A 21,979-nucleotide genomic window follows, 5' to 3' on the forward strand; every position below is an offset into this window, starting at 1 on the left:
TAGAAAAATCAGTTATTGCAATTTAAAACTGTAATATTTACACCATTCAGCAATACTTCAAACTCAGTTCGCCTGTTCTTTTGCTGTTCAGATTCAGGACATAGTACACCCTCTTCGCAGGAATTAATCAAGCGGCTCTTGCCGTAATAATGAACCTCAATCCGTCTCCCATCTATACCTTTGGATATAAGATAATTACGTGCAGCTTCCCCGCGTCTTAGTGAAAGTTCTTTATTGTATCCATCAGAAGCTCTGCTGTCAGTATGGCTTGCAGATATAATACTGATCTCCGGATTTTGCTTCATTATCTCAGCAATTCCATCAAGTGTTTCAGCGGCGTCCTGACGAATCTCTGCCTGATCAAGATCATAATAGATACTCTCAAGAGTAAAGTTCTTCTTTAAGGTTTCACAATTATCCATTACCCAGTTCTGCAGGTTCTCGGCTCTGTTCAGCTTCAGGCTTACATTAAGTGTAGTATCGGTAGTAATTCCGGTGGTACTGACATACACCTGACGACTCACATAAGACATCCGGTTTCCGCTTAACTCATAATCCATTTCCTTAGCAAGAACTTTGGTAAATTCTCCTCTGCTATTGGTAACGATGGTATCAATAATTCCGTTATGACGCATAATCACCCTTCCTCCTGACAATGCCTTATTTGTTCCGGCATCAACAATAAGACCTTTCAGCGTAACTGTATATTTCATATAGTCAAACTGATAGATATCGTCATTCCCTCTTCGGTTAGAGCTGAAGAATCCACGCTTTCCTTCTTCATCCTGAATGAATCCGAAATCGTCCCCTGAGGAGTTAATATCTACACCCATATTACATGGATTTCCAATTGCTTTCAGATCTTTTAAAACTACCTCGAAGATATCCAGTCCACCAAGACCCGGATGCCCTGTAGAAGAAAAATATAATTTCCCGTTATTGTGCAGGTATGGGAACTGTTCATTACCTTCTGTATTGATCTTAGGGCCAAGATTTACAGGTCTTCCCCATTTTTTCCCTTCACCGGTGCGTACGCAATAGTAAAGATCGGTACCTCCAAACCCTCTGGGCATGTCCGAGGCAAATACCAGAATATGTCCATCAGGTGATACCGTTGGATGTCCGGTTGAATATTCATTGTTATTATAAGGAAATGGGGTGATTTTTTCCCATCCGCTGCCACTTGCCGTAAACAATTTCAGTTTATTGATACCCCCCTTACTTTGTGCTGCCTTACCTGAAATATAATTATTTCTCGTAAATATAAGCCCTCCCTCCGGTAACAACGCAGCAGGCCCCTCATGGTAACTGCTCCTTACCTTTCCTCTAAGCAAATAAGGTTCATTCTCCTGCTGTATTTCTTTTTTTCCTGAAGTCAGCATACCAATCAATGAACGGTCTTTTGTATCTGTCTGGGCAATATATCTGGTAGCCTTTCTCTTCTCCTCCCTTTTGGCACTATCTGGTTCGCCCTCTGTAATACTTTTCAGATCATCTACAATATACATATCAGAGTAAGATGTTCTGTCCCACTGAAATACGAATCTTGTTTTCTGAGCACGATTTGAGATAAACAGAAGACCATCTTTATAATACATTGGAGAATACTCGGAATCTTCAGAATTAATGTTCAGAAACTTTACTTTATAATCTCCGGCATTAGCATTAATTAAATTAAAATTTGCTTTGGAGAAGGCATCTGCCCGACGATCAGTCGGTTTCATACTCAGAAATTTGCGATACCACTGCTCAGACTGCTCATATTTTTGTTTATTGGCCAGTGCCTCAGCATAATACAATGCCCATTCAGGCTTGATATTTTTGTGCTTGCACAATTCCCCATACCAATACATAGCTTCATCGTAGTTTTTGATATTGCGATTACTTCCGGCTATCATTTCCTGAGCACTTATATTATCAGGTTCCTTCTCCAGTACTCTTTTTAGTTCTTTGATGGCATCAGCAAAGCGAAGATTCTGATATTCAAGCAGGGCTTTTCTTAACAGTTGATTATTATCTACCTGTTGCGACTTCGCCGGCTGCAAAGCAACTATCATAAGGCAAATAATAAATGTTAAGCTTAATTTCCTGATTTTCATGATCCTGGTCTGTAATTTAGAAATATCTGGGTGATAATGTTCTGCTTCGATCGAATGAAAACTCGTATCTCAGCATAAATTCATGACTACCCGAATTATAGTTTCTCAAAGAGCTTATACTTTTATCGTAGGCATACCCTATTCTGATTTGCGGTGTAAGTCTTAGTTCCATCAGAGCAGAAATATCCGCTCCCGTTCTGTACTCAGCTCCGATCGCTATAACTTCTTTAATCCAGAGTGTGGCATTAAGATCTGCCTGAATTGGCGCTCCCATCACCCCCTTAAGAAGTACTGAAGTCTTCAGGTTAAAATCCATACCAACAGGAAATACATAACCGGTAGCGAAATAAGCATGAGCCCTTTGTCTGGCAGTGATGTCATCTACTCCTATAGAATCGGTATTTAATCGGTTCGGAATAAAATCAAGTACAGAAAAGCCAGAGTAAAAACGTTCTGAACTATAGTAAATACCCGAACCAAAATTATAGAGGGTTTTATTCACATCTGCAGTAAAGGCCTGGTCTGGAATCGGACCCGCAGGATCGGGGTTGACTGTAGAAAAACCTGCATGGTAATTATTCAGACTGCCCTGCAAGCCAAATGAGAGACTGCCATCATTGATCGGAATTTTGTAAGCCCCGCTTAATACAAAGTTTGCAGATCTGGTGATTCCAATCTTATCACTGCCCACCTGAAAGCCCAGACCTATGCGATCATTAGATAGCGGAGCGTCCATCGTAAAGGTTGTTGTTTTGGGTGCGCCCTCAACCCCAACCCATTGATTTCTGTACAAAGCAGTTGCAGCCACCACATTACGGCTGCCCGCATAGGCAGGGTTAAGTGCCAGAGAGTTGAACATGTACTGGGAAAAATGAGCATTCTGCTGGGCGACGACAGTTCCATTCAGACTAAAAAACCCAATCAAAATAAGGACAACTCTATCTATTATGCGCATCTTAAACTAATCTCGGCATTACCTGTTCACAGTAATAAAGCCTACATATTTATCCTTTTTATCTATTATAATGATATAGTAATAGGTTCCATCAGGTATACCACTCCCCAGGAAAAATCCTTCAGTAACCTCACCGCCCCAATCATTTTTATAATCAATTGACTTATAAACAGGGTTACCCCATCGATTATACATCTCCAGTGAAACATGCTTTCCATCTGCATTCTGAACCACAAACTTATCATTGATACCATCACCATTAGGCGAGAAGCCCTGTGGTACATAGGAAGGAAGCAAGTCAAGCTTGATCTGAGTGCGCTCAGCCGGACTCACATCACCTGTTTGTAAAGGATCCGGTTTTAAACCATTGGTAGAAACATCATTTACCTTATAACCTGTAATGTGAGAGGTGCCCTCTGCTGCCGCTGAATTAGAGAATGTCCCGCCTGCAAGCAACAACTTAACATTAACATCCAGTTCAATCTTAGCTTCTTCAGCCCCAACAAGCTTACTTGAATTCAGCAGAAGTTCAGTATCACTGATCCCTGTAAAACCGGTATTCGCACGGAGATTACCGGTAGCAGTAACCGATTTGACCCTGAACTCAGCACCATTGAAAGCCAAAGCCAGATTGTCTTTCACACTAACCTTATCCAGATCATTTGTTCCGAAATTAGCTACGGTAAAGATGAATTTAAGATCGTAAGTTCCGTTAACATTGGGTTTTGTTGAGGCAAGCTGTTTTGCCAGACCAATTTTCGCACCGGGATCGCTTGGCTGATTTACCGTAATAATTACCTGAGCATCATTAGCTGCATATTGTGTGCCATCAGATGCATTCCATAAGAATGATGTAGTTCCGTTCCAGTGCAATGGCGGCTCAAAAGTTACTACATTGGGAAATTTAACGAGCTCCTGACCTGCAAAGGCGAGAATACCGTTTACTCTTAGAATACCAACAGGTGGAAGACTTACAATTTTGATCTTGCTGATAGTATCCGTATCAGCAAACTTAGCAGCAAAATCTACCCTATTGAATACAATCTGAGAAGCGCTATTGCTTGTTATATATACATTGGAAACTACCGGCGGTATGTTCACCAGTGGAGTTGAAATATTAACAGTAGCTACATTACTGTCGTTGTAACCGTCATTTACTTTATAGGTAAAACTGTCGTTTGTGAATGTTCCATTATTATGCACATAGGTAAATGATCCGTTGGCATTCAGGGTCAAAGAACCATGAGAAGGATTTGAGACTTTAATTGCGGTTAGAGGGTGACCGTCAGCATCGGTATCATTTGCAAGCAAACCGGGTGCTGCAATTGTTAAAGTACCGCCTCTGGTAGTAGTATAGGTATCGGCAACAGCTACCGGAGGAATGCCCGGCTCTACCACCGTAATATTAACATTTTTACCGGCTAAAGCATAACCTACCAGACAGGATGCATTGTACTGAAAGCTCACAGTTCCGGTAAAATCCGGCCCCGGGGTAAAGCTTAAATTAGCCAGATCTGCGGCAATGATTTCCTGCCCTGCAGTAACATTTACTCCGCCCAGCTTCAGAATACCGCTTGAAGGAAGCGTTACGATCTTTACTTTCTGCAGATCATGCAGCAGGTCAACAAATTTCTCAGTAAAGTTTATTGCAGCAAAAGTATAAGTCTGATTCTTAAAGATTGTTTTATTGATATCAGCAATAACCGGCGCAGCTCCCGGCAAAGCAATAGTCAGAGTTACGGTTACGATATTGCCGTCGACCGTACCATCATTAACTTTATAAGCAAAACTGTCAGAATCATTCGTTCCGCCCCCATGAACATAGGTAAATGAGCCGTTGCTGTTAAAAGTCAGGGTGCCCTGTGAAGGATTACTAATCTTTATTGCGGTGATGGTATTCCCATCAGAATCAGAATCATTAGAAAGTACTCCAGGTACAGACACCGCCAGCGTGGAGCCCCTGATTAGGTTATACGAATCGGCAACAGCCACCGGGGCCTGATTGGGACGTACAATGTTCAGCGTTACGGTAACCGTATTCCCATCAACTTTTCCATCATTTACCTTATAGGTAAAACTGTCGCTTGTAGCCGAACCACCTGTATTCGCATAAGTAAATGAGCCATTGCTATTGAAAGTCAGGGTACCGTAAGCCGGATTAGAAACCTTGATTGCAGTAAGCGGATCACTGTTCAGATCTGTATCGTTACCCAATACCCCGGGAGCAGATACCGTTGTTATACCATTATGTGTTACTGTATAAGTATCATTCTGCGCAACAGGAGGATTGTTTGCTGAGCTGATAACTATATTTACAGTTACAGTATTACCATCAGCGGTACCGTCATTCGCTTTATAAGTAAAACTGTCGCCAGTGGTATTACTTCCATTATGCTGATAGGTAAATGAACCATTACTGTTAAACGTTAAAGTCCCGTTTGCCGGATCGAGCACTTTTACTGCCGAAAGGGTATTACTCTCAGCATCGGTATCATTTGCAAGTACACCAGGTGCCGCTTGTGTAAGAGTACTGCCTCTGGTAACAGCATAGCTGTCGGCAACCGTTACCGGAGCAGTATTGGTAGCAGTAACTGTTATGCTTACTGTTACCGTATTCCCATCGGTAATACCATCATTTGCTTTATAGCTAAAACTATCAGATGTATTATTCCCGCCTCCATGCACATAAGTAAAAGAGCCATTACTATTAAACGTCAAAGTTCCGTTTGCCGGATTACTTACTTTTACCGCTGTAAGCGTGTTATTGTTGGCATCAGTATCATTAGTCAAAACTCCCGGAGCAGGAACATTTAGTGTCCCTCCTTTCAATACTGAATACGTATCGGCAACCGTTACCGGAGCAGTATTTCCCGGTACTGCAGCATTGATTGTAATTGTTTTAGCAGCGCTGGCAGTGCAGCCCACTGAAGAAACTGTATAGGTAATTGTCGCAGTACCCTGTGCTACACCAGTAACCACACCCGTGCTTGAATTCACTGTTGCCACAGCAGTATTGCTGCTGCTCCATGTGCCACCAACCGTTGTATTCGTATACGTTGTGGTTGCCCCTGCATTTAAAGTACTGTTACCCTCTGTTGCAGCTACAGTTGGCAGAGCATTAATAGTTACCGTAGCAGTGGCAGCACCGGAACATGATCCTGATGTAAATGAATATGTTACTGTATAAGTACCCGGAGTACTGGCAGCCAGATCAATCGTTCCGTTAGAAGAGTTGATACTTAAGCCAAGTGTAGAAGAATAAGTTCCTCCGGTAGTTCCGGTATGGGTAACACTTGCGGTTCCTGCTGCACAATAAGGTGTTCCGGCATATGTAATTGTTGCAGCCGGCCCGTTGGTGACACTTACCGCAAATGTGCCCGGAAGACTCGGACAAGCATTGGGTCCCGTTGCAACCACACTCCAGCTGCCGCTGGTAGCATTTGCAGCATAGCTTACTGTAATGGAAGAGGTGCCTCCCCCGGAAGCAATCGACGCCCCGGTTCCGCTATACGTCCATGAGTAGCTTGTATTGGCAACACTCGTAACACTATATACGTTAGCGCTTGTTCCTGAACATACTGCAGCATTTCCGCTAATGGCACCTGGTGTTGGTGTTGAATTAACCGTCACTGCAAGTGTTCGGGCAATACTGGTACAACCTGTGGCTGTATTAGTTGCTGTTACACTCCAGGTGCCACCGACAGCTGTATTAGAATAATTTACTGTAATACTGTTACCTTCCGGATTGGCAGTAAATGTTACTCCCGAAGGATTACTGTAGGTCCAGGTATAGGTATGTCCGAGCTCTCTGGTTATGGTATAAGTTACATTTGAGGTACTGATACAGACTGCATCCAAACCGGTAATGGAGGAAGGTTGGACAGCTCCGTTAACTGTTATGGTAAAGGTTTGTGTGGCATAAGTATCATCCCCGGTATTGGCTGTACCCCCATTATCCGACAGAACAACACTAACTGTTGCTAATCCATTGGCGCTTGATGCAGGAGTATAAGTTAAATCACCTGTTAGGGGATTTATAACCGGCTGAACAGTGAATAATGAATTATTATCATTGGTAACCGTAAATGCTAATGTTTGTGCATTTTCATCGGCAGGCCCCTTGCTTAGTGCTGTGGCCCAGGCCGCTGCCGTCTGAGCTCCGGCACATGCAGTAACCGTTTGATTAGATCCTTTAGTGAAACCTGGTTCATCATTTACTGGATTCACTGTAATGGTAAAGGTTTGTGTCGCAAAAGTATCATCCCCGGTATTTGCTGTACCCCCATTATCCGACAGAACAATACTAACTGTTGCCGTTCCGTTCGCATTAGCTGCCGGAGTATAGCTAAGATTACCGCCGGAATTAATGGCCGGTTGTGTGGAAAACAATGTATTATTATCGTTGGTAAGCGCAAAAGTCAGAGTCTGGGCACTCTCATTTGCCGGTCCGGCACTTATAACTGTAGCCCAGCCCGTTACCGTCTGAACTCCGGCATCTTCATTAACGGTTTGATTAGCTCCTTTTGTAAAACTTGGTTCATCATTTACCGCAGTAATCGTAATATTTACTGTAGCATCTGCTGCTGAATATAACCCTCCGGCATCGCCTCCACGCCAGGTAAATGATGCTGAACCATTATAATTTGCTGCCGGCACAAAGCTTATATTAGCAAGGTTAGCATAAGGGATTACCTGTTCATCAGTAATATCAACACCACTTAATTTTAAAACTCCATGCAAAGGATCAGGAAGATTCGTAATCCTCACATTTGCCAGAGCATCACCATTGGGGTCTGTAAAATTAGATGAAGAATAATCTGAGTTATAAAAATCACTTTGCGCAAATGGAATGCTTGAATCTTCAAAACCTGATTTCGAAATATCAGATGGAGTATTTGGCGCGAGCGGAGTAGTAGCAGGTACAACAATAGAAATAGCCCTGATTTCATGAACATTAACCGAACCGCCGGTTGATGCAGCAAATCCATAACTCAAATTAGCCGGCACAGGCGAACTTGGCACATAGGTATAATTTTGTATAATGTGATGAGTCGTAGCGGTTGCGGCACCTGTTGAATTCTCTGTTATACGAACGTTAATCTTAAAATTGGATGTTAAGGGAATAGGTTCAATATCAATTTTAGCATTACGATACCCACTATTCGAGCCGCTTAAACCCTGAGCCCTGGTAGGGGTAGTAAGAGAAGTTAGCCCGACACCACCGCTTACATTAAATGCAGTACCTGCACCTGCATTAGTCATTGCAGTTTGATTCTTGGTTTCAATAGTTATTAAATGCTCATAATTAGTCCCTCCACCGGTACCCAATCCATCACCATCACCCCTAAGTGTAACAGATTGTGAAATTGCAGCACTTCCGCTTCCACCGGAATCGCCGGTTCTGATTATATTACCTCCTCCAGCCTTGGATGTTTGAAAATTTCCAAACTCATCAAAACCTATTCCGAGAAAGCCCTTACTTAATCCGGGAAGAACATTCTGAACATGCTGGGCATAACCAAGTGAGCCTCCAAAAACTCCAATATTAAATCCGGCAGCGGTATATCCCGCAGCCGTACTGGCTGTTAAATCTCTGTTAACAACTGAAGCGTCATAAAGAAAAAATGAGATACCATCGGCAGAACCACCATAGGTATAATAATCAAAACTTATTGACAGACCATTTGAAGAAGGAAATGATCGGGTATTCCTCGCAAATCCGGTCTGATTATTTACAGTTCTCGTTAATCGTAAATACCCCGATCCGACGGGATCGGCAGTTACTAGTTGTCCGGAATTTATAGTACCCGTTCCTACTGAACCATAGGCTGTAACAGAATCCTGATTTGCTGTTAAGAAAGCATGACTTTGTAATATTGGTCCTGTACCCACAGTCCCGCCAAATATCATGCCCGGCGAAGTAGCATTCATAAAACTGTCTCCGTAAGGGAACTGTGCTTTTACACTGCCGGTCATAAAGACAAACAGAAACAGCAGGATCAGAATGAACCTGAAGTTGAGAAAAGCAGAGTATATTCTTTTGAGCATTTATCTTATATCAAAACTGTAACATTCCAACCTGAGTAAGAAGCACTATTAACAAAGTCAAATATTACACCAATCAGGCTTTAAACACAGATTATCAGAATTTAAGTGCATTTAAACCCGCTCCAGCCTGAATTTATTTTTAAACATATTGCTACACCGCAGTCAGCATCCATTTAAACCTTTTGAAACATGCAGAATCTCCACATTTTGAGGAATTTTTTCCCCATAATGAATTATACTCTTCCAGATCTTCTTCCGGTAAAAGTGCTAAACAGTATATAAACACCAACAAAAGCGATAATTAAAGAAATCACATCCATGATGGTTACACCATCATTTGGATTCAGATAAAACAGGGTAAACATTTCAAAATATGGAGGTGCCGGCATGATAATCATCCCAAACCCAAGCAAAATCAGGAGAAGAGCAATCAGAACTCTGAGCCCCAGGCCAATATACCCTGAAACTGCATGCTTACGTTGTGCAACTTTATCGGTATTGATAAAAAGCAGCTGGTCAAGATCTTCTTCAGGACCTTCAGTCTGTGCTCTTCTTTTACCTTCCTCCTGATAAGGTTCAGGAACCGTGATACCGGAAGCATTCCGGATAGCAGAATTGAATTTTTTCTGTAAACCCTGGAGAGTTTCATTATCCATTGGAGTTTCAGAAATAAGAAGAATGAGTTCATCCAGCTTGCGGTGAAGTTGATCTGATTCATCCTGAGAGTCGTTGAATTTCAGATTTTCCAAAATATTTAAATCGTATTAATTTTCTATAGTTATAATCTTATCGTTTAAAGAAATTGTCCATAAATTAATTAAAGCTGCGGGACATTACCCTAACAGGAACAATTGAACCCTGAGCAATGTAAAAATCCGGCAAATAAAGTAAAAAATTACCTAAACAAATATAATAATATATTGTAAATCAGCAGAAAAATGAGTCCTTACGCCGATCAAATTTTATTAACAATACCTTAGTTCTTAGCAATATCATCGCAGCATATTCATCTGCTATAATGCTCTCATGCACCCACACCTCTTTTAATAAATTACAAAAAAGGAAAAATATTTAACTTATTCAGACCCGCTGTAATACAGTTCTGCAAAGCATGCCTGACGGTCAGATACATTGAATCTGTAATACAAAAAACCGAACGCTCTTACTCCTGATTTTCCTCTGCTGCCGGAAATACTGGAGCTGCTCCGGCATTAAAGTCCGAAAGCATAAATTCAGGAAATTTCTGAGCGGTTCTAAGAGGAACCGGATGGTTTTCAAATTTCCGGATCCACAATAGATGTGGGCACATGATAGCTCTACGGATGAAGCATGAATTACATATTGTTATTCCGGCAGACCGGAGAGGATATAACAATCCGGTATTTTTTTCTGTAATTTGAAAAGAATATTAATTGAAATTGAAAAAAATTTCCATAATCAGCATCAATTTTAATCAGCCTGCACTAACTGAAGATTTTCTTAGTTCTGTGGCAACTGTTTGCACTTACCCGAATCTGGAAATTATTATTGTCGACAATGGAAGCAGCACTGATCCTTGCCCGGCATGGAGAGAGAAATATCCCCGGATCCGATTCATTCGCTCGGAGAAAAACCTGGGTTTTGCCGGTGGCAACAACCTGGCCATCAGGGAAGCAAAGGGCGAGTACCTGTTTTTGGTGAATAATGATACTGAATTTAGCCGCGGACTAATCGAAAAGCTGGCAGATGTGCTTAACCAAAACCCTGAAGTGGGAATTGTGAGTCCGAAAATCCGTTATTTCGATAAACCTGATACCATTCAATATGCCGGATATACAGCAATGAATTATAATACCGGCAGAAATAAATGTATCGGCCAATTTGAAAAAGACAGAGGGCAATACGACCATTCCAAAGGCCCTACAGCTTATATTCACGGAGCTGCTATGATGTTCAGAAGAGAGCTTACCGAAAAAGCAGGCCTAATGAATGAAAGCTTCTTTTTATACTACGAAGAAATGGATTGGTGTGAACGAATTAAGCGAAGCGGCTATCAGATATGGATCGAACCCCAGGCACTGATCTACCACAAAGAATCAATATCTGTAGGGCATAAAAGTGCCCTGAAAGAATATTATATGACACGGAACAGGATTCTGTTTATTCGCAGAAATGCTCCGGCTCTATCCCGGATAATATTTTTTTTTCATTTTGTTTTTCTGGTGTCGCCAAGAAATATCCTGAGTTATATTTTTCAGGGAAGGATGGATTTATTAAAAGCATTCAGGAGGGGAGCTGCAGATGGAATTGAAGCTTTTGGAACTACTGAGTATTGAGTTTGAGATGAATAATTTGAGATGAACAGCACTACCAAGCAAAGAACAAAGAGCCGGGAGCACAAACATTTAGTACTGATCCGATTTAGCAGCCTTTAATCTAAATACTAACAAAAAAAAGAATGAAAACCGCATTCTGGACCAGTATTTTCATCATATTCTATACCTATTTAGGTTACGGAATTTTGCTTTATGTACTGATACTTATCAAAAGAATGTTCAGCGGTAAAATAGCTTCAGGAAGTGCGAATGAAAAACGGCTCCCCTCCTGTACCCTGGTTATCGCAGCCTATAACGAAGAAGCCTTTATCAGGGAGAAGATAAAAAATACCCTTTCGCTGCGCTATCCGGAAGGAAAACTCAATATCCTTTTCATCACAGACGGATCAACTGATCGTACTCCCGATATCTTAAGGGAATTTCCCGGAGTTAAACTTCTTCATGAGCCGGAACGCAAGGGGAAAGTGGCCGCAATACATCGTGCTGTAGAACAGGTTAATACTGAGATCATCATTTTTACGGATGCCAATACTCTTTTAAACAAAGATGCTCTCATCTATATTGCTGAACATTATGAAGATCCTAAAACCGGAGCAGTTGCCGGCGAAAAACGGGTTCATCAGGAAGAAAAAGCAGATGCTGGCAGTACAGGAGAAGGTTTTTACTGGAAATATGAATCACAACTAAAGCGATGGGACTCAGAACTTTACTCAGTAGTTGGTGCTGCAGGTGAACTTTTCAGCGTTCGACGTCAGCTTTATCAGCCCGTCCCGGATGATACCATTCTCGATGATTTTATGATCTCGATGCTGATTGCCGCAAAACATTACCGGATAGTTTATGAACCCCGTTCTTATGCTGTTGAACAAGCATCGGCAAATATCAGTGAAGAACTAAAACGAAAGGTAAGGATCGCTGCCGGGGGAATACAGTCTATTCTGCGGCTGAAAAACCTGCTTAATATTTTCAGATACGGAATCCTAAGCTTTCAGTATATCAGCCACAGGGTATTGCGCTGGACGATCACTCCTTTTCTTCTGATTCTTGTTATACTGCTGAATGCAAAACTTTGTTTTCATAGCAGTGAATTAATTTACCCTCTTTTATTCAGCGGACAAATTGCTTTTTATCTGCTTGCCTTATTTGGAATGATCTTTGAACATAAAAAAATCAGAATAAAAATATTTTTCGTTCCTTATTACTTCTGTATTATGAACTATGCTGTACTGGCCGGAATAAAGCGTTATATCTACAGACAACAAAGTGCAATATGGGAGAAAGCTTCAAGAAAAAGCTAAAACTGATTGATAATGAATAAGATTACAGGCCAGGATTCTTTTTGTTAATTTGTCTTATACTGAGTTTCATCAGGAAAAGACTTAGTTCAAAAAGTATAGCCCCGGAAATAATATAGAATCGAGAAGAATATCTGCAGAATTAAAATATTTATGAATAAAAAAGTGCCTGTCTGGTTTGTTTTACTGATCATTTGGTTTGCAGCGGTCGGGATGATGATGTTTGGATGGGCCGTAGCTTATATCCATGAAGGCGGGCATTTGATAAGTGGCAAACCGAAGACCATTATCCTTTCAATAGCCAAATTTCCTGCTTTGGTTAATACCAGCATCAGACAAGTCTTTGCAGATATGCCTGTAATCATTAAAGACAGATACCCGGGTATCAGCGGGCTACAGCCGGCAGACAAAAACTATAGAGACAGCAGTTACCTTTTATTATCTGCATTTGATAAAGAAGCCGGACATTCTGCATTCCGTCTCATCCGGCTTTCAGACCAAAAGGTTTTACACAAATGGGTTCCTGACATCAGATATATCATGAAACTCCGCGATAAAGGCAGATCACTTTCAGAACAAAGTAATATTGGTAACCTCGTCCTTTGGCATCCGCTTCCTTCGGCCGATGGTTCACTGATATTCAATACCGAAGATCGTTCGCTGATTAAGATAGACAGAAACTCAAAAGTATTATGGAGTCTTGACGGAATTTTTCACCATTCTCAGGAATTTGATGCTGAAGGTAATATCTGGGCCTCATCTGTAATTGAACAGAATAAACCCTTCATTTCACGTTATTTCAAAGAATACCGTGATGATGCACTGGCTCAGATCTCGCCTGAAGGCACCCTTTTAAAGAAGCTTTCCATCAGTAAAATATTGCTTGACAATGGCTACCGCGGACTCCTGTTTGGCATAGGTCCAATGGAAAAAGACCCAATCCATTTAAATGACATTCAGCCGGCCTTAAGTTCAGGCCCATACTGGGAGAAAGGCGATCTGCTGGTCAGTATCCGGAATAAAAGTACAGTTTTCCTGTATCGCCCCTCCACCAACAAAATCTTATGGCTCCAAACCGGCCCCTGGCTGAATCAGCATGATGCAGATTTCATAGATGATCACCGGATCAGCATTTTCGGGAATAACATTATCCGCAATGCTTCATACGACTTTATTGACGGACATAATGAGGTCTATGTTTATGATTTCAGCAAAGCAGAACTGAGTACTCCCTATACAGAATTCCTGAAAAAAGCCAAAGTCAGAACCATGACCGGAGGACGTTCAGAGATCCTCCCCAATGGAGACGTATTTATTGAAGAAACAGATTTTGGCAGAATGCTAAGGGGGAATTCCAGGAATACGATATGGCAATATGTTGAGCGTGTTGATGAAAATTCTGCATCGGTACTGGGCTGGAGCAGGATACTTAATCCCCTGCCTTTTACATTCTTAAATAACTAATTATGCTAATCACTATGATCCTCTATTTCATCTTTGCATATGTTGGTCCCGGTTTGGGAGGAGGCTTTATTGCCGCAGTGGCAGGAGTTTTGATTTCTATTTTCCTTGCTCTGTTTGCAATTTTATGGTATCCCTTTAAAAAGCTGATTCAAAAATTTAAAAAGAAGGAAGAAGAATAATGGATCTGATTGCCAATGTCTATTTATTCATTATTTTCTTTCTGCTGGCTATGGTGGCAGATCATCTTCCTTTCATCCTAACAGTAAAGCGGATAAACCAAACCAGCCGGGGTTCACTTGCAACCATACAATCTGAACTTATTGATGATGAGACCAAACAAAAAATACTGTTAAGCAACTCGCTGGCTATCCTGAAAAATTCTTTACTCATTATTGCATTAACCCTGTTCTTAGTGGCCCTTCTGGTTGCTGCCATTCAGGCCGGCACTCTTATAGAATCACTTAATCCATCCTTCCTGACTAATATACTGATCAGTACTACCGGCATCGCACTATCGGTTATTGCCTTCGCCTCTTATTTTCTGATCAAAAAATCAATCTCAGCAAAAAGCAATTCAGATTATACATTTTCATCCAGACTCCTGCACAGAATCGCTTTACAATCGAAAGCTATGGCAGAGGTATCTTTTGAAATGGATAACAATTTTATCAATAAAAAAGGACCAGGCGTTTCGATAAGTCCTGTCTTTATTTCAGGGCTTGCCCGTTCAGGCACAACCATGCTGATGAGATATCTCTACGAAAGCGGGCAGTTCAGATCATTGACCTATCTGGATATGCCCTTTGTAATGATGCCTAATGTCTGGAAAAAGCTCTCTTTCAGAAAAGTAACGGGAGAACTGAAAGAAAGAGCGCACAAGGATGGTATCATGGTCAGTTTTGAAAGTCCGGAGGCCTTCGAAGAAGTATTCTGGCGGGTATTTTGCGGAGACCAGTATATTGGGAAAGACCGGCTGGAACTTCAGAAAACAAGTAAATCTGTATCGAAAAAATTCAGAGACTATATCCGCAATGTAATTCTTAGTGCTGAAAAACCGGAACAAAACAGATATTTGTCGAAAAACAACAATAATATTCTGCGTCTGCCGGGTTTATTTGAAAGCTTTCCGGATGCCCGGTTGATTATACCGTTCAGAGATCCCCTGCAACATGCACTTTCACTCCTGAACCAGCATCTGCATTTTTCAGAAGTACAGAGCAAAGACAAATTCTCTCTGGATTATATGAACTGGCTTGGACATTTTGAATTCGGACTTAATCAGAAACCGTTTCACTTTGCTGACAATGAAATCTTCCATAAAATGCATTCGGCCAATAAAATGTCATTAGATTTTTGGCTGCTGAGCTGGAAAAACTATTATAATTATGCCATAGAAAATGCCGGAGATAAAGCTCTGTTCCTCTCTTATGAAGAATTCTGCAAGTCGCCCGGCACCGTACTTTCAGTTTTATTCAGAGAGATCAGAGTAAATGCCAATGCAAATGATCTTAAGTCTTTTAAACCTTCAGAAAAACAGGTTGGCGAATATGATCAGGAACTATTGAAAGAGTGTCAGGGATTGTACAGGAAACTGTTAAACAGATTTAATATATGGTATAAATCCAATTAATAAGAGAAAATGGCAGCACATGTGATAAGCCTTCAGGACAGGAAGGACCTACTGAAACAAAATCCTATCGTGATCTGGTTTACCGGACTATCAGGATCAGGCAAGACCACTCTTTCTGACGCACTTGAAAAAGAACTGTTCATTCGCGGATTTAAAACTTATATTCTGGACGGAGACAAAATCAGAAACGGACTCTGTAAAGACCTTGGTTTCTCTGAAGACGATCGTACAGAAAACATTCGCAGGGTAGCTGAAGTGGCCGGTCTGATGATGGATTCAGGACTGGTCGTTCTATCGGCATTTATAACTCCATTCGAAAAAGACAGAGGGATGATCAGAGAAATGATAGGATGTGAAAACCTGATCAGAGTATTTGTTGATTGTCCTTTAGAAATTTGCGAACAAAGAGACGTTAAAGGACTTTATAAAAAAGCAAGAAATGGCGAAATCAAAAAATTTACCGGCATCAGCTCGCCTTTCGAAATACCTTTGGAATCAGACCTGGTATTAAAAACAGCCGAGCAGAGTAAAGAAACTCTTGTGGATATCCTGCTCGATTGTGTTCTTCCAAAAATCTGTTTAAATGAACGTTAACCTTTAATTTAAGTTTGTTTTTTGAAAATTTAACTAAAATGGAATAAAGTCAAAGTTAAAATGAATAAACAATAATATTTAAGATATAAATTTAACTTTAAGTAAAACTCACTATCTATCTTTAGGCAGCTTGAATTCTTCAAATAGCTGAAGAACAAATCATCTATGATGACAGGAGCGAAACGTAACATTTTTACATTAAAAGATTAGAAACTGATTTCTTAAAGCTGAAAACTAATTAAATTATTTTCAGGAAAAGCTGTACTTATAAATGATCGAATTGTTGTTGCAATCATAAACAGAATGAGGGAAAAGTGGCTTAAGGCTAATAATTCCTTTTAAATTTAACAGATTGAAACAATTTGTGTTCTTATTTACAGAAGCTCTAAAATAAATTCAATTGTGACTACTGATATCAACCTGAATACTAAAAAGATGTATGTTCCGGCTACGGAATCACAACAGGAAATATGGATTTCCTGTCTCCTGGGAGGTGATGATGCCAGCCGTTCTTATAATCTTTCTGTCAGTCTGGATATTTCAGGTCCATTAAACCGTGAGTATCTCGAACAAAGTCTTCAGGAACTGATTAACAGACATGAAGCCCTGCGCTGCGTTTTCACAGATGATGCTTCAGAGGTATGTATTCATCCGCAGCAGAATCTTATCTTATATTATGAAGATCTTGGCCAATCGTCAAAAGAGCAGCAACTCTCGGGCCTTGGTCTGTTCGTTAAACAAGAAACAAACACCGCATTCGATCTGACCAATGGTCCGCTGTATAATTTATCCCTGTTCCGTCTGGCAGAAGATCGGCATGTTCTGGTATTCACAGCCCACCATATTATTTGTGATGGCTGGTCGATGGGACTTTTTCTGAAGGAACTTGGCGACCTGTATTCGGCTTATGTAAGGCATGAAACTCCCTCTCTGCCACATGCCGTGTCATGGATCCAATATGCCCTGAAGCAGAAAAAATTTTCGGGTTCAAAAGAATATCATAATCTCGGACAATTCTGGATCAGGCAATTTAAAGAGGGTGTCCCGGTTCTGGATATTCCTCCCGATTTCACACGACCTGCAAACAGAACTACAAAAAGTGCCTGTTTTGACATTAAAGTTGATCATGTACTTCTGTCAGACATTAAAACATTAAGTACCAGCCAATCATGCAGCCTTCCCATTACTTTCAGAGCTGCATTTGAGATCATGCTTTACCAGGTAAGCGGACAGGATGAATTGGTGCTTGGCCTTCCTTCAGCAGGACAGCCTTTAACAGGAAATTATAGTCTGATGGGACATTGTGTCAATCTGCTGCCTTTAAAAAGCAAGCTACAGAGCGATTATTCATTTACAGAATATCTTAGAGAGCGCAAATTATCTACACTGGATGCATATGATCATCAGCAGTTCACTTTCGGCAGTCTGTTGAAAATACTCAATATCCCCCGCGACCCATCAAGAGTGCCATTAGTTTCTGCAGTATTCGGTATGGACGCAGGCATAAACAAGGCCTCGCATATGGAGGGGCTTAAAACAAAAGTGATTTACAATAAACGAGATTATGAAAATTTCGAACTGTTTGTCAATACAACAGCTGAAGAAGAAGAATTCAAATTTGAATGGACCTATAATACCCAATTATTCAGGGAAGACAGCATACGGGCGATGTCTGACAGGTTTATTTCGATCCTTTATACTGTAGTTAAAGATCCTGAAATTAAGATCAACGATTTACTGCAAAAGGGCTCTCCGGAAATTCAGATGGTATCTGCAGAATGGAATAACACTGCTGCAGAATATCCCATAAACACTGCCGTTCATGAATTTGTTTCCAGAAATGCTGATCTCCTGCCGGATAAAATTGCATTAAAGTTTAACGACAAAATTATCACATACAAAGAATTAAATGAACAGGCTAACAGACTTGCTGCGTATCTGATTAGTAAGGGTATAAAACATGGCGACAAGGTAGCATTGGCATTGGATCGCTCAGAAAAAATGCTGATCTGTCTTTTGGCGATCATGAAATCCGGGGCAGCTTATATTCCTGTAGATCCTGATTACCCTAAAAAGCGTATTGAGTATATGCTCAGGGATTCTGCTGCAGAGTTCCTGATCAGTTCAGGCAGGTATAAAGGCAATTTCATCATTGCAGATGTCAATGAGATCATCTTTGATGAGATTGAGGAGCAATTGAGCCAATATTCAGGCTCCGATCCTGGACTAAATGTTAAAGGCAATGATCTGGCCTATGTGATATACACCTCTGGTTCTACAGGGCAGCCAAAAGGTATCGCCATTGAGCACCATAGTCTGACAAATTTTCTGTGCAGCATGCAGAAAAAGCCCGGTATCAGTGCTGCAGATAAACTACTTGCAGTAACAACTATCTCTTTTGACATTTCAGGCCTTGAGCTTTATCTGCCGCTGATTAGCGGTGCAGAGCTGCTGCTGACTGATGCTGAAACAGCGAAAGATGGGAGAGAACTTCTCGATCTGATCAGAAAAGAAAGGGTAAGTATCCTGCAGGCTACTCCATCCACATGGAGAATGATGCTTGAAAGCAACTGGACTGAAAAACTTGAGTTGAAAGCACTCTGCGGTGGAGAAGCCCTGCCCAAAGATCTCGCAGAATCACTCCTGGCAAAATGCAGCTCACTCTGGAATATGTATGGGCCAACAGAAACAACAATCTGGTCGGCTTTAAAGGAAATACGGGATACGAAAGACCCAATAAGCATCGGTAAACCAATTGATAATACCCAAATTTACATACTTGATCAGCACCTCAATCCGGTTCCACAGGGAAATACCGGTGAAATTTATATCGGTGGTGAAGGTCTTGCCAGAGAATACCTGAATAAACCAGAACTGAGCTCCACTGGTTTTATTGCTTCACCGTTTAAGACAGGAAGTTCTTCCAGAATTTATCGTACCGGAGACCTTGGTAAATATTTACCCGACGGAGATATCATTTGCTATGGCAGAATTGATAATCAGGTAAAGATCAGAGGATACCGCATTGAATTAGGCGCCATTGAAGATGCTTTAAACACACAGCCGCTTGTTAAAGAATCGGCTGTTATTGCAAGAGAAGACCGTCCGGGAGATCGGAGGCTTACTGCATACATAGTTTCTGAGTCTGCAGAAACAAATAAGGCACAGATTGAGAACTGGAAAAATGGAATAAAAGAGGTTCTCCCTCCTTATATGATTCCGGGCGATTTTGTTATTCTCGATAAGCTTCCGCTCTTACCTAACGGAAAAACCGACAGGAAAGCACTTCCGAAACCGAATCAGATTTCAGATATCGGAAAAACTAAAGAACTGCCAAATACAGAACTTGAGAAGCTGATTTCAGGCATCTGGGAAGATATCCTGAAAATTCAAAACATCGGTGCATCCGATGATTTCTTCGAACTCGGAGGGCATTCGCTGCTGGCCGTACAGGTGATGAGCCGTATCGAAAAAGAGACCGGAATCAAGCTGCCTTTAACGAGCATTTTCAAGGTTTCAATACTCAGACCATTTGCAGAACTATTCAGCAATGCCGCACCAAATATTCCCGGAACTGAAAAGGATAACTATAAATCAGATCAGGAAAGAAAGGAAAAAGAATTTATTGCTCCCCGAACTGATGTAGAGCAGCTTGTGGCAGAAATATGGTCTGAACATCTTGGGATTGGCAAGATCGGTGTTTATGACGACTTCTTTGAGCTTGGCGGGCATTCACTGCTGGCTGTAAGAGTACTGAATCAGATCGAACGTGAAACCGGAAAACGTTTACCGCTTGCTACATTGTTTGAGCATACCACGGTAGAGGCCATGGCAATGATGCTCAAAATGGATGCCAGGTCCATCACCTGGGATTCACTGGTGCCAATCAAACCGCATGGCCGCAAAATGCCGTTGTACATTGTTCATGGAGCCGGTTTAAATGTATTATTCTTTAATACGCTTGCTAAAAACATGGATCCTGAACAGCCGGTATACGGACTTCAGGCAAAGGGACTGAACGGAGTAGACGAACCTCTTGAAAAGATTGAAGATATGGCTGCCTATTATATTTCTGAGATAGTCAGGCAAAACCCCTCAGGACCATATGCTCTGGCTGGATTTTCATTCGGGGGAATCATTGCCTTCGAAATGGCTAAGCAGTTCAAAGCAAGAGGTAAGGAAGTAAAGATGCTGGCCATGTTTGATACCTATGCCTATCAATCGCGCAGGTATGACCCAACTTTCAAAAAACTTTTCAAAAGCGCCCGATACTTCAGCAAGCAATTGCTTTATACCTTCACGCTGTTGAAAGAAGACCCTAAACGGACGATCGAATATAAATCTGAAGCCATAAAAAGAAGGTTAATCCAATTTTACTGGAAACTGAAATACGGTGAAAAACAAAATCAGGAAGGCTTTTTCGGATATGCAAATAATATCGACATCAAAAATAATCAAGCCTGGGAAAAATATGTATTTACTCCTTACGACGGGGCAATCGAACTTTTCAGAGCAAAAAAACGAACTTTCTATATGGACGATTTCGAGTATCTGGGTTGGAAACCCTTTGCATTAAAAGGAATCAACATCCATGAAATTCCCGGCGAACACAATTATATTTTTGCACCACCAAATGATAAGGAATTCGCAGAAATTCTGCAGGAATGCCTGGATCAGGCAGCAATGAAAAAGAAAAGAGGCTAATCAGCACATGCTAAAATCCGGAGTTGACAATCAGATTTCCGTTTCAACTCTCTGCTCCAGACCTCATAAATCGGATTTCCGGTAGAGCTTAACCCTGAGTGATGCCAATTCCCGTCTGCCAGTTTACCATCAAATGTGAGGGATGCACCAACCCTGCTGTTATCTCTGGAAAAAAACTCAATTTTCTCTGTGTACTTCCCTTTTTCGAAGGTATAAGTACCACCACCGGTACCAAAAAACTCTTTCGTTTCAGCGTTAATAGCCGCCCATTGAAATCTGGTTCCGGTAAGAACTTTTAATGTCTTGCGGGCACGCGGAGGGCTATAAGTAATCTTCCCATCCTGTTTGCGGCCAGACATCCGCCAGGTTCCGGCAATCTCTCCCTCCCCCTTGTCCAGCATCATCCAGGAAAGTTTTTTGCCACTGATATCAGAATTTGACTTCCCCTTGCTTACAGCAAAAATATAACTCAGAGATTGCCCGATCTGTTCCTTATCATGAGTATTAAATTCAATTTTTACATTCAGATTCTTACCTGAGATTTCATAAGTTCCCCCTCTGCTCTGAATAAACTGTTTATTTTGGATATCGTAAACAGTATGCATGAAATACCCGTCTGAAAAAAGTAAAGCCTGTTCCAGCGTACCCTCCTGGGTCTTCCAGGCACCATTGAATGAAAAATCATCAGAAACAAGCCCTGATGTAAAACTGCTCATCAGAAGAAACAATCCGGCAAAGAAAAGTTGAATGGTTTTTAGCATAATGATCAGACTTCATACTAAAATAATAAAAATAATTCGTTCATTTCGAAGGAGGTACGATGAGAAACCTCATCTTCAAAGCCTCTGCTTCACAGCTACCGATTTCTCTTAGCG

Annotated in this window: 12 protein-coding genes; 7 read left to right on the top strand and 5 right to left on the bottom strand. The window is 41.2% G+C overall.

The features are described from left to right. Window positions 1-8: 8 nt before the first annotated feature. The 4 genes from P2W72_RS02680 to P2W72_RS02695 all read right to left on the bottom strand — a co-directional run bounded on the left by P2W72_RS02680 (window position 9) and on the right by P2W72_RS02695 (window position 9,851). Entirely contained in the window at window positions 9-2,057 is a 2,049-nt protein-coding gene (locus P2W72_RS02680; RefSeq protein WP_276359337.1) for an OmpA family protein, read from the bottom strand. A 58-nt stretch (window positions 2,058-2,115) separates the two neighbouring features. Next, on the bottom strand, window positions 2,116-3,054 hold the full coding sequence (locus P2W72_RS02685; protein ID WP_276359338.1) for a type IX secretion system membrane protein PorP/SprF: 939 nt from the start codon (window positions 3,052-3,054) through the stop codon (window positions 2,116-2,118). Window positions 3,055-3,072: 18 nt separating this feature from the next. Next, window positions 3,073-9,102 carry an Ig-like domain-containing protein gene (locus P2W72_RS02690; protein ID WP_276359339.1) on the bottom strand — a complete coding sequence of 2,010 codons (6,030 nt, stop codon included), beginning with the start codon at window positions 9,100-9,102 and terminating at the stop codon, window positions 3,073-3,075. Window positions 9,103-9,335: 233 nt separating this feature from the next. Beyond that, complete coding sequence (locus P2W72_RS02695; RefSeq protein WP_276359340.1) at window positions 9,336-9,851, bottom strand: hypothetical protein; 516 nt, start codon at window positions 9,849-9,851, stop codon at window positions 9,336-9,338. A gap of 669 nt (window positions 9,852-10,520) precedes the next feature. Between P2W72_RS02695 and P2W72_RS02700 the strand changes: the two genes are divergently transcribed. From P2W72_RS02700 to P2W72_RS02730, 7 genes are all read left to right on the top strand, one after another. Continuing rightward, window positions 10,521-11,417 carry a glycosyltransferase family 2 protein gene (locus P2W72_RS02700; RefSeq protein ID WP_276359341.1) on the top strand — a complete coding sequence of 299 codons (897 nt, stop codon included), beginning with the start codon at window positions 10,521-10,523 and terminating at the stop codon, window positions 11,415-11,417. 122 nt (window positions 11,418-11,539) lie between these two features. Continuing rightward, window positions 11,540-12,715, top strand: a complete 1,176-nt coding sequence (locus P2W72_RS02705; protein WP_276359343.1) for a glycosyltransferase family 2 protein — start codon at window positions 11,540-11,542, stop codon at window positions 12,713-12,715. A 150-nt stretch (window positions 12,716-12,865) separates the two neighbouring features. Continuing rightward, window positions 12,866-14,176, top strand: coding sequence for an arylsulfotransferase family protein (locus P2W72_RS02710; protein ID WP_276359344.1), 1,311 nt, complete (start codon window positions 12,866-12,868; stop codon window positions 14,174-14,176). Between the two features lie 2 nt (window positions 14,177-14,178). Further along, complete coding sequence (locus tag P2W72_RS02715) at window positions 14,179-14,355, top strand: hypothetical protein (RefSeq protein ID WP_276359345.1); 177 nt, start codon at window positions 14,179-14,181, stop codon at window positions 14,353-14,355. Then, window positions 14,355-15,806, top strand: a complete 1,452-nt coding sequence (locus P2W72_RS02720; RefSeq protein WP_276359346.1) for a sulfotransferase — start codon at window positions 14,355-14,357, stop codon at window positions 15,804-15,806. Before P2W72_RS02715 ends, P2W72_RS02720 begins: the two co-directional genes overlap by 1 nt. 9 nt (window positions 15,807-15,815) lie before the next feature. Further along, complete coding sequence (gene cysC, locus P2W72_RS02725; protein WP_276359347.1) at window positions 15,816-16,400, top strand: adenylyl-sulfate kinase; 585 nt, start codon at window positions 15,816-15,818, stop codon at window positions 16,398-16,400. A 402-nt stretch (window positions 16,401-16,802) separates the two neighbouring features. Then, window positions 16,803-21,104, top strand: coding sequence for a non-ribosomal peptide synthetase (locus P2W72_RS02730; protein WP_276359348.1), 4,302 nt, complete (start codon window positions 16,803-16,805; stop codon window positions 21,102-21,104). On the opposite strand, the gene P2W72_RS02735 is transcribed toward P2W72_RS02730, so the two are convergent. Further along, window positions 21,101-21,865, bottom strand: a complete 765-nt coding sequence (locus P2W72_RS02735) for a hypothetical protein (RefSeq protein WP_276359349.1) — start codon at window positions 21,863-21,865, stop codon at window positions 21,101-21,103. The two genes, P2W72_RS02730 and P2W72_RS02735, sit on opposite strands and share 4 nt — an antisense overlap. Window positions 21,866-21,979 lie beyond the last annotated feature (114 nt).

Origin of the sequence: Daejeonella sp. H1SJ63, from assembly GCF_029360775.1 — a bacterium.
Classification (GTDB): Bacteria; Bacteroidota; Bacteroidia; order Sphingobacteriales; family Sphingobacteriaceae; genus Daejeonella.

What these genes read in the sequence shown, in the direction of transcription:
- P2W72_RS02680 (WP_276359337.1), bottom strand. Translation starts at nt 2,057, where the DNA reads ATGATAGTTGCTTTGCAGCCGGCGAAGTCGCAACAGGTAGATAATAAT.
- P2W72_RS02685 (WP_276359338.1), bottom strand. Translation starts at nt 3,054, where the DNA reads ATGCGCATAATAGATAGAGTTGTCCTTATTTTGATTGGGTTTTTTAGT.
- P2W72_RS02690 (WP_276359339.1), bottom strand. Translation starts at nt 9,102, where the DNA reads ATGCTCAAAAGAATATACTCTGCTTTTCTCAACTTCAGGTTCATTCTG.
- P2W72_RS02705 (WP_276359343.1), top strand. Translation starts at nt 11,540, where the DNA reads ATGAAAACCGCATTCTGGACCAGTATTTTCATCATATTCTATACCTAT.
- P2W72_RS02710 (WP_276359344.1), top strand. Translation starts at nt 12,866, where the DNA reads ATGAATAAAAAAGTGCCTGTCTGGTTTGTTTTACTGATCATTTGGTTT.
- P2W72_RS02715 (WP_276359345.1), top strand. Translation starts at nt 14,179, where the DNA reads ATGCTAATCACTATGATCCTCTATTTCATCTTTGCATATGTTGGTCCC.
- P2W72_RS02720 (WP_276359346.1), top strand. Translation starts at nt 14,355, where the DNA reads ATGGATCTGATTGCCAATGTCTATTTATTCATTATTTTCTTTCTGCTG.
- cysC (WP_276359347.1), top strand. Translation starts at nt 15,816, where the DNA reads ATGGCAGCACATGTGATAAGCCTTCAGGACAGGAAGGACCTACTGAAA.
- P2W72_RS02735 (WP_276359349.1), bottom strand. Translation starts at nt 21,865, where the DNA reads ATGCTAAAAACCATTCAACTTTTCTTTGCCGGATTGTTTCTTCTGATG.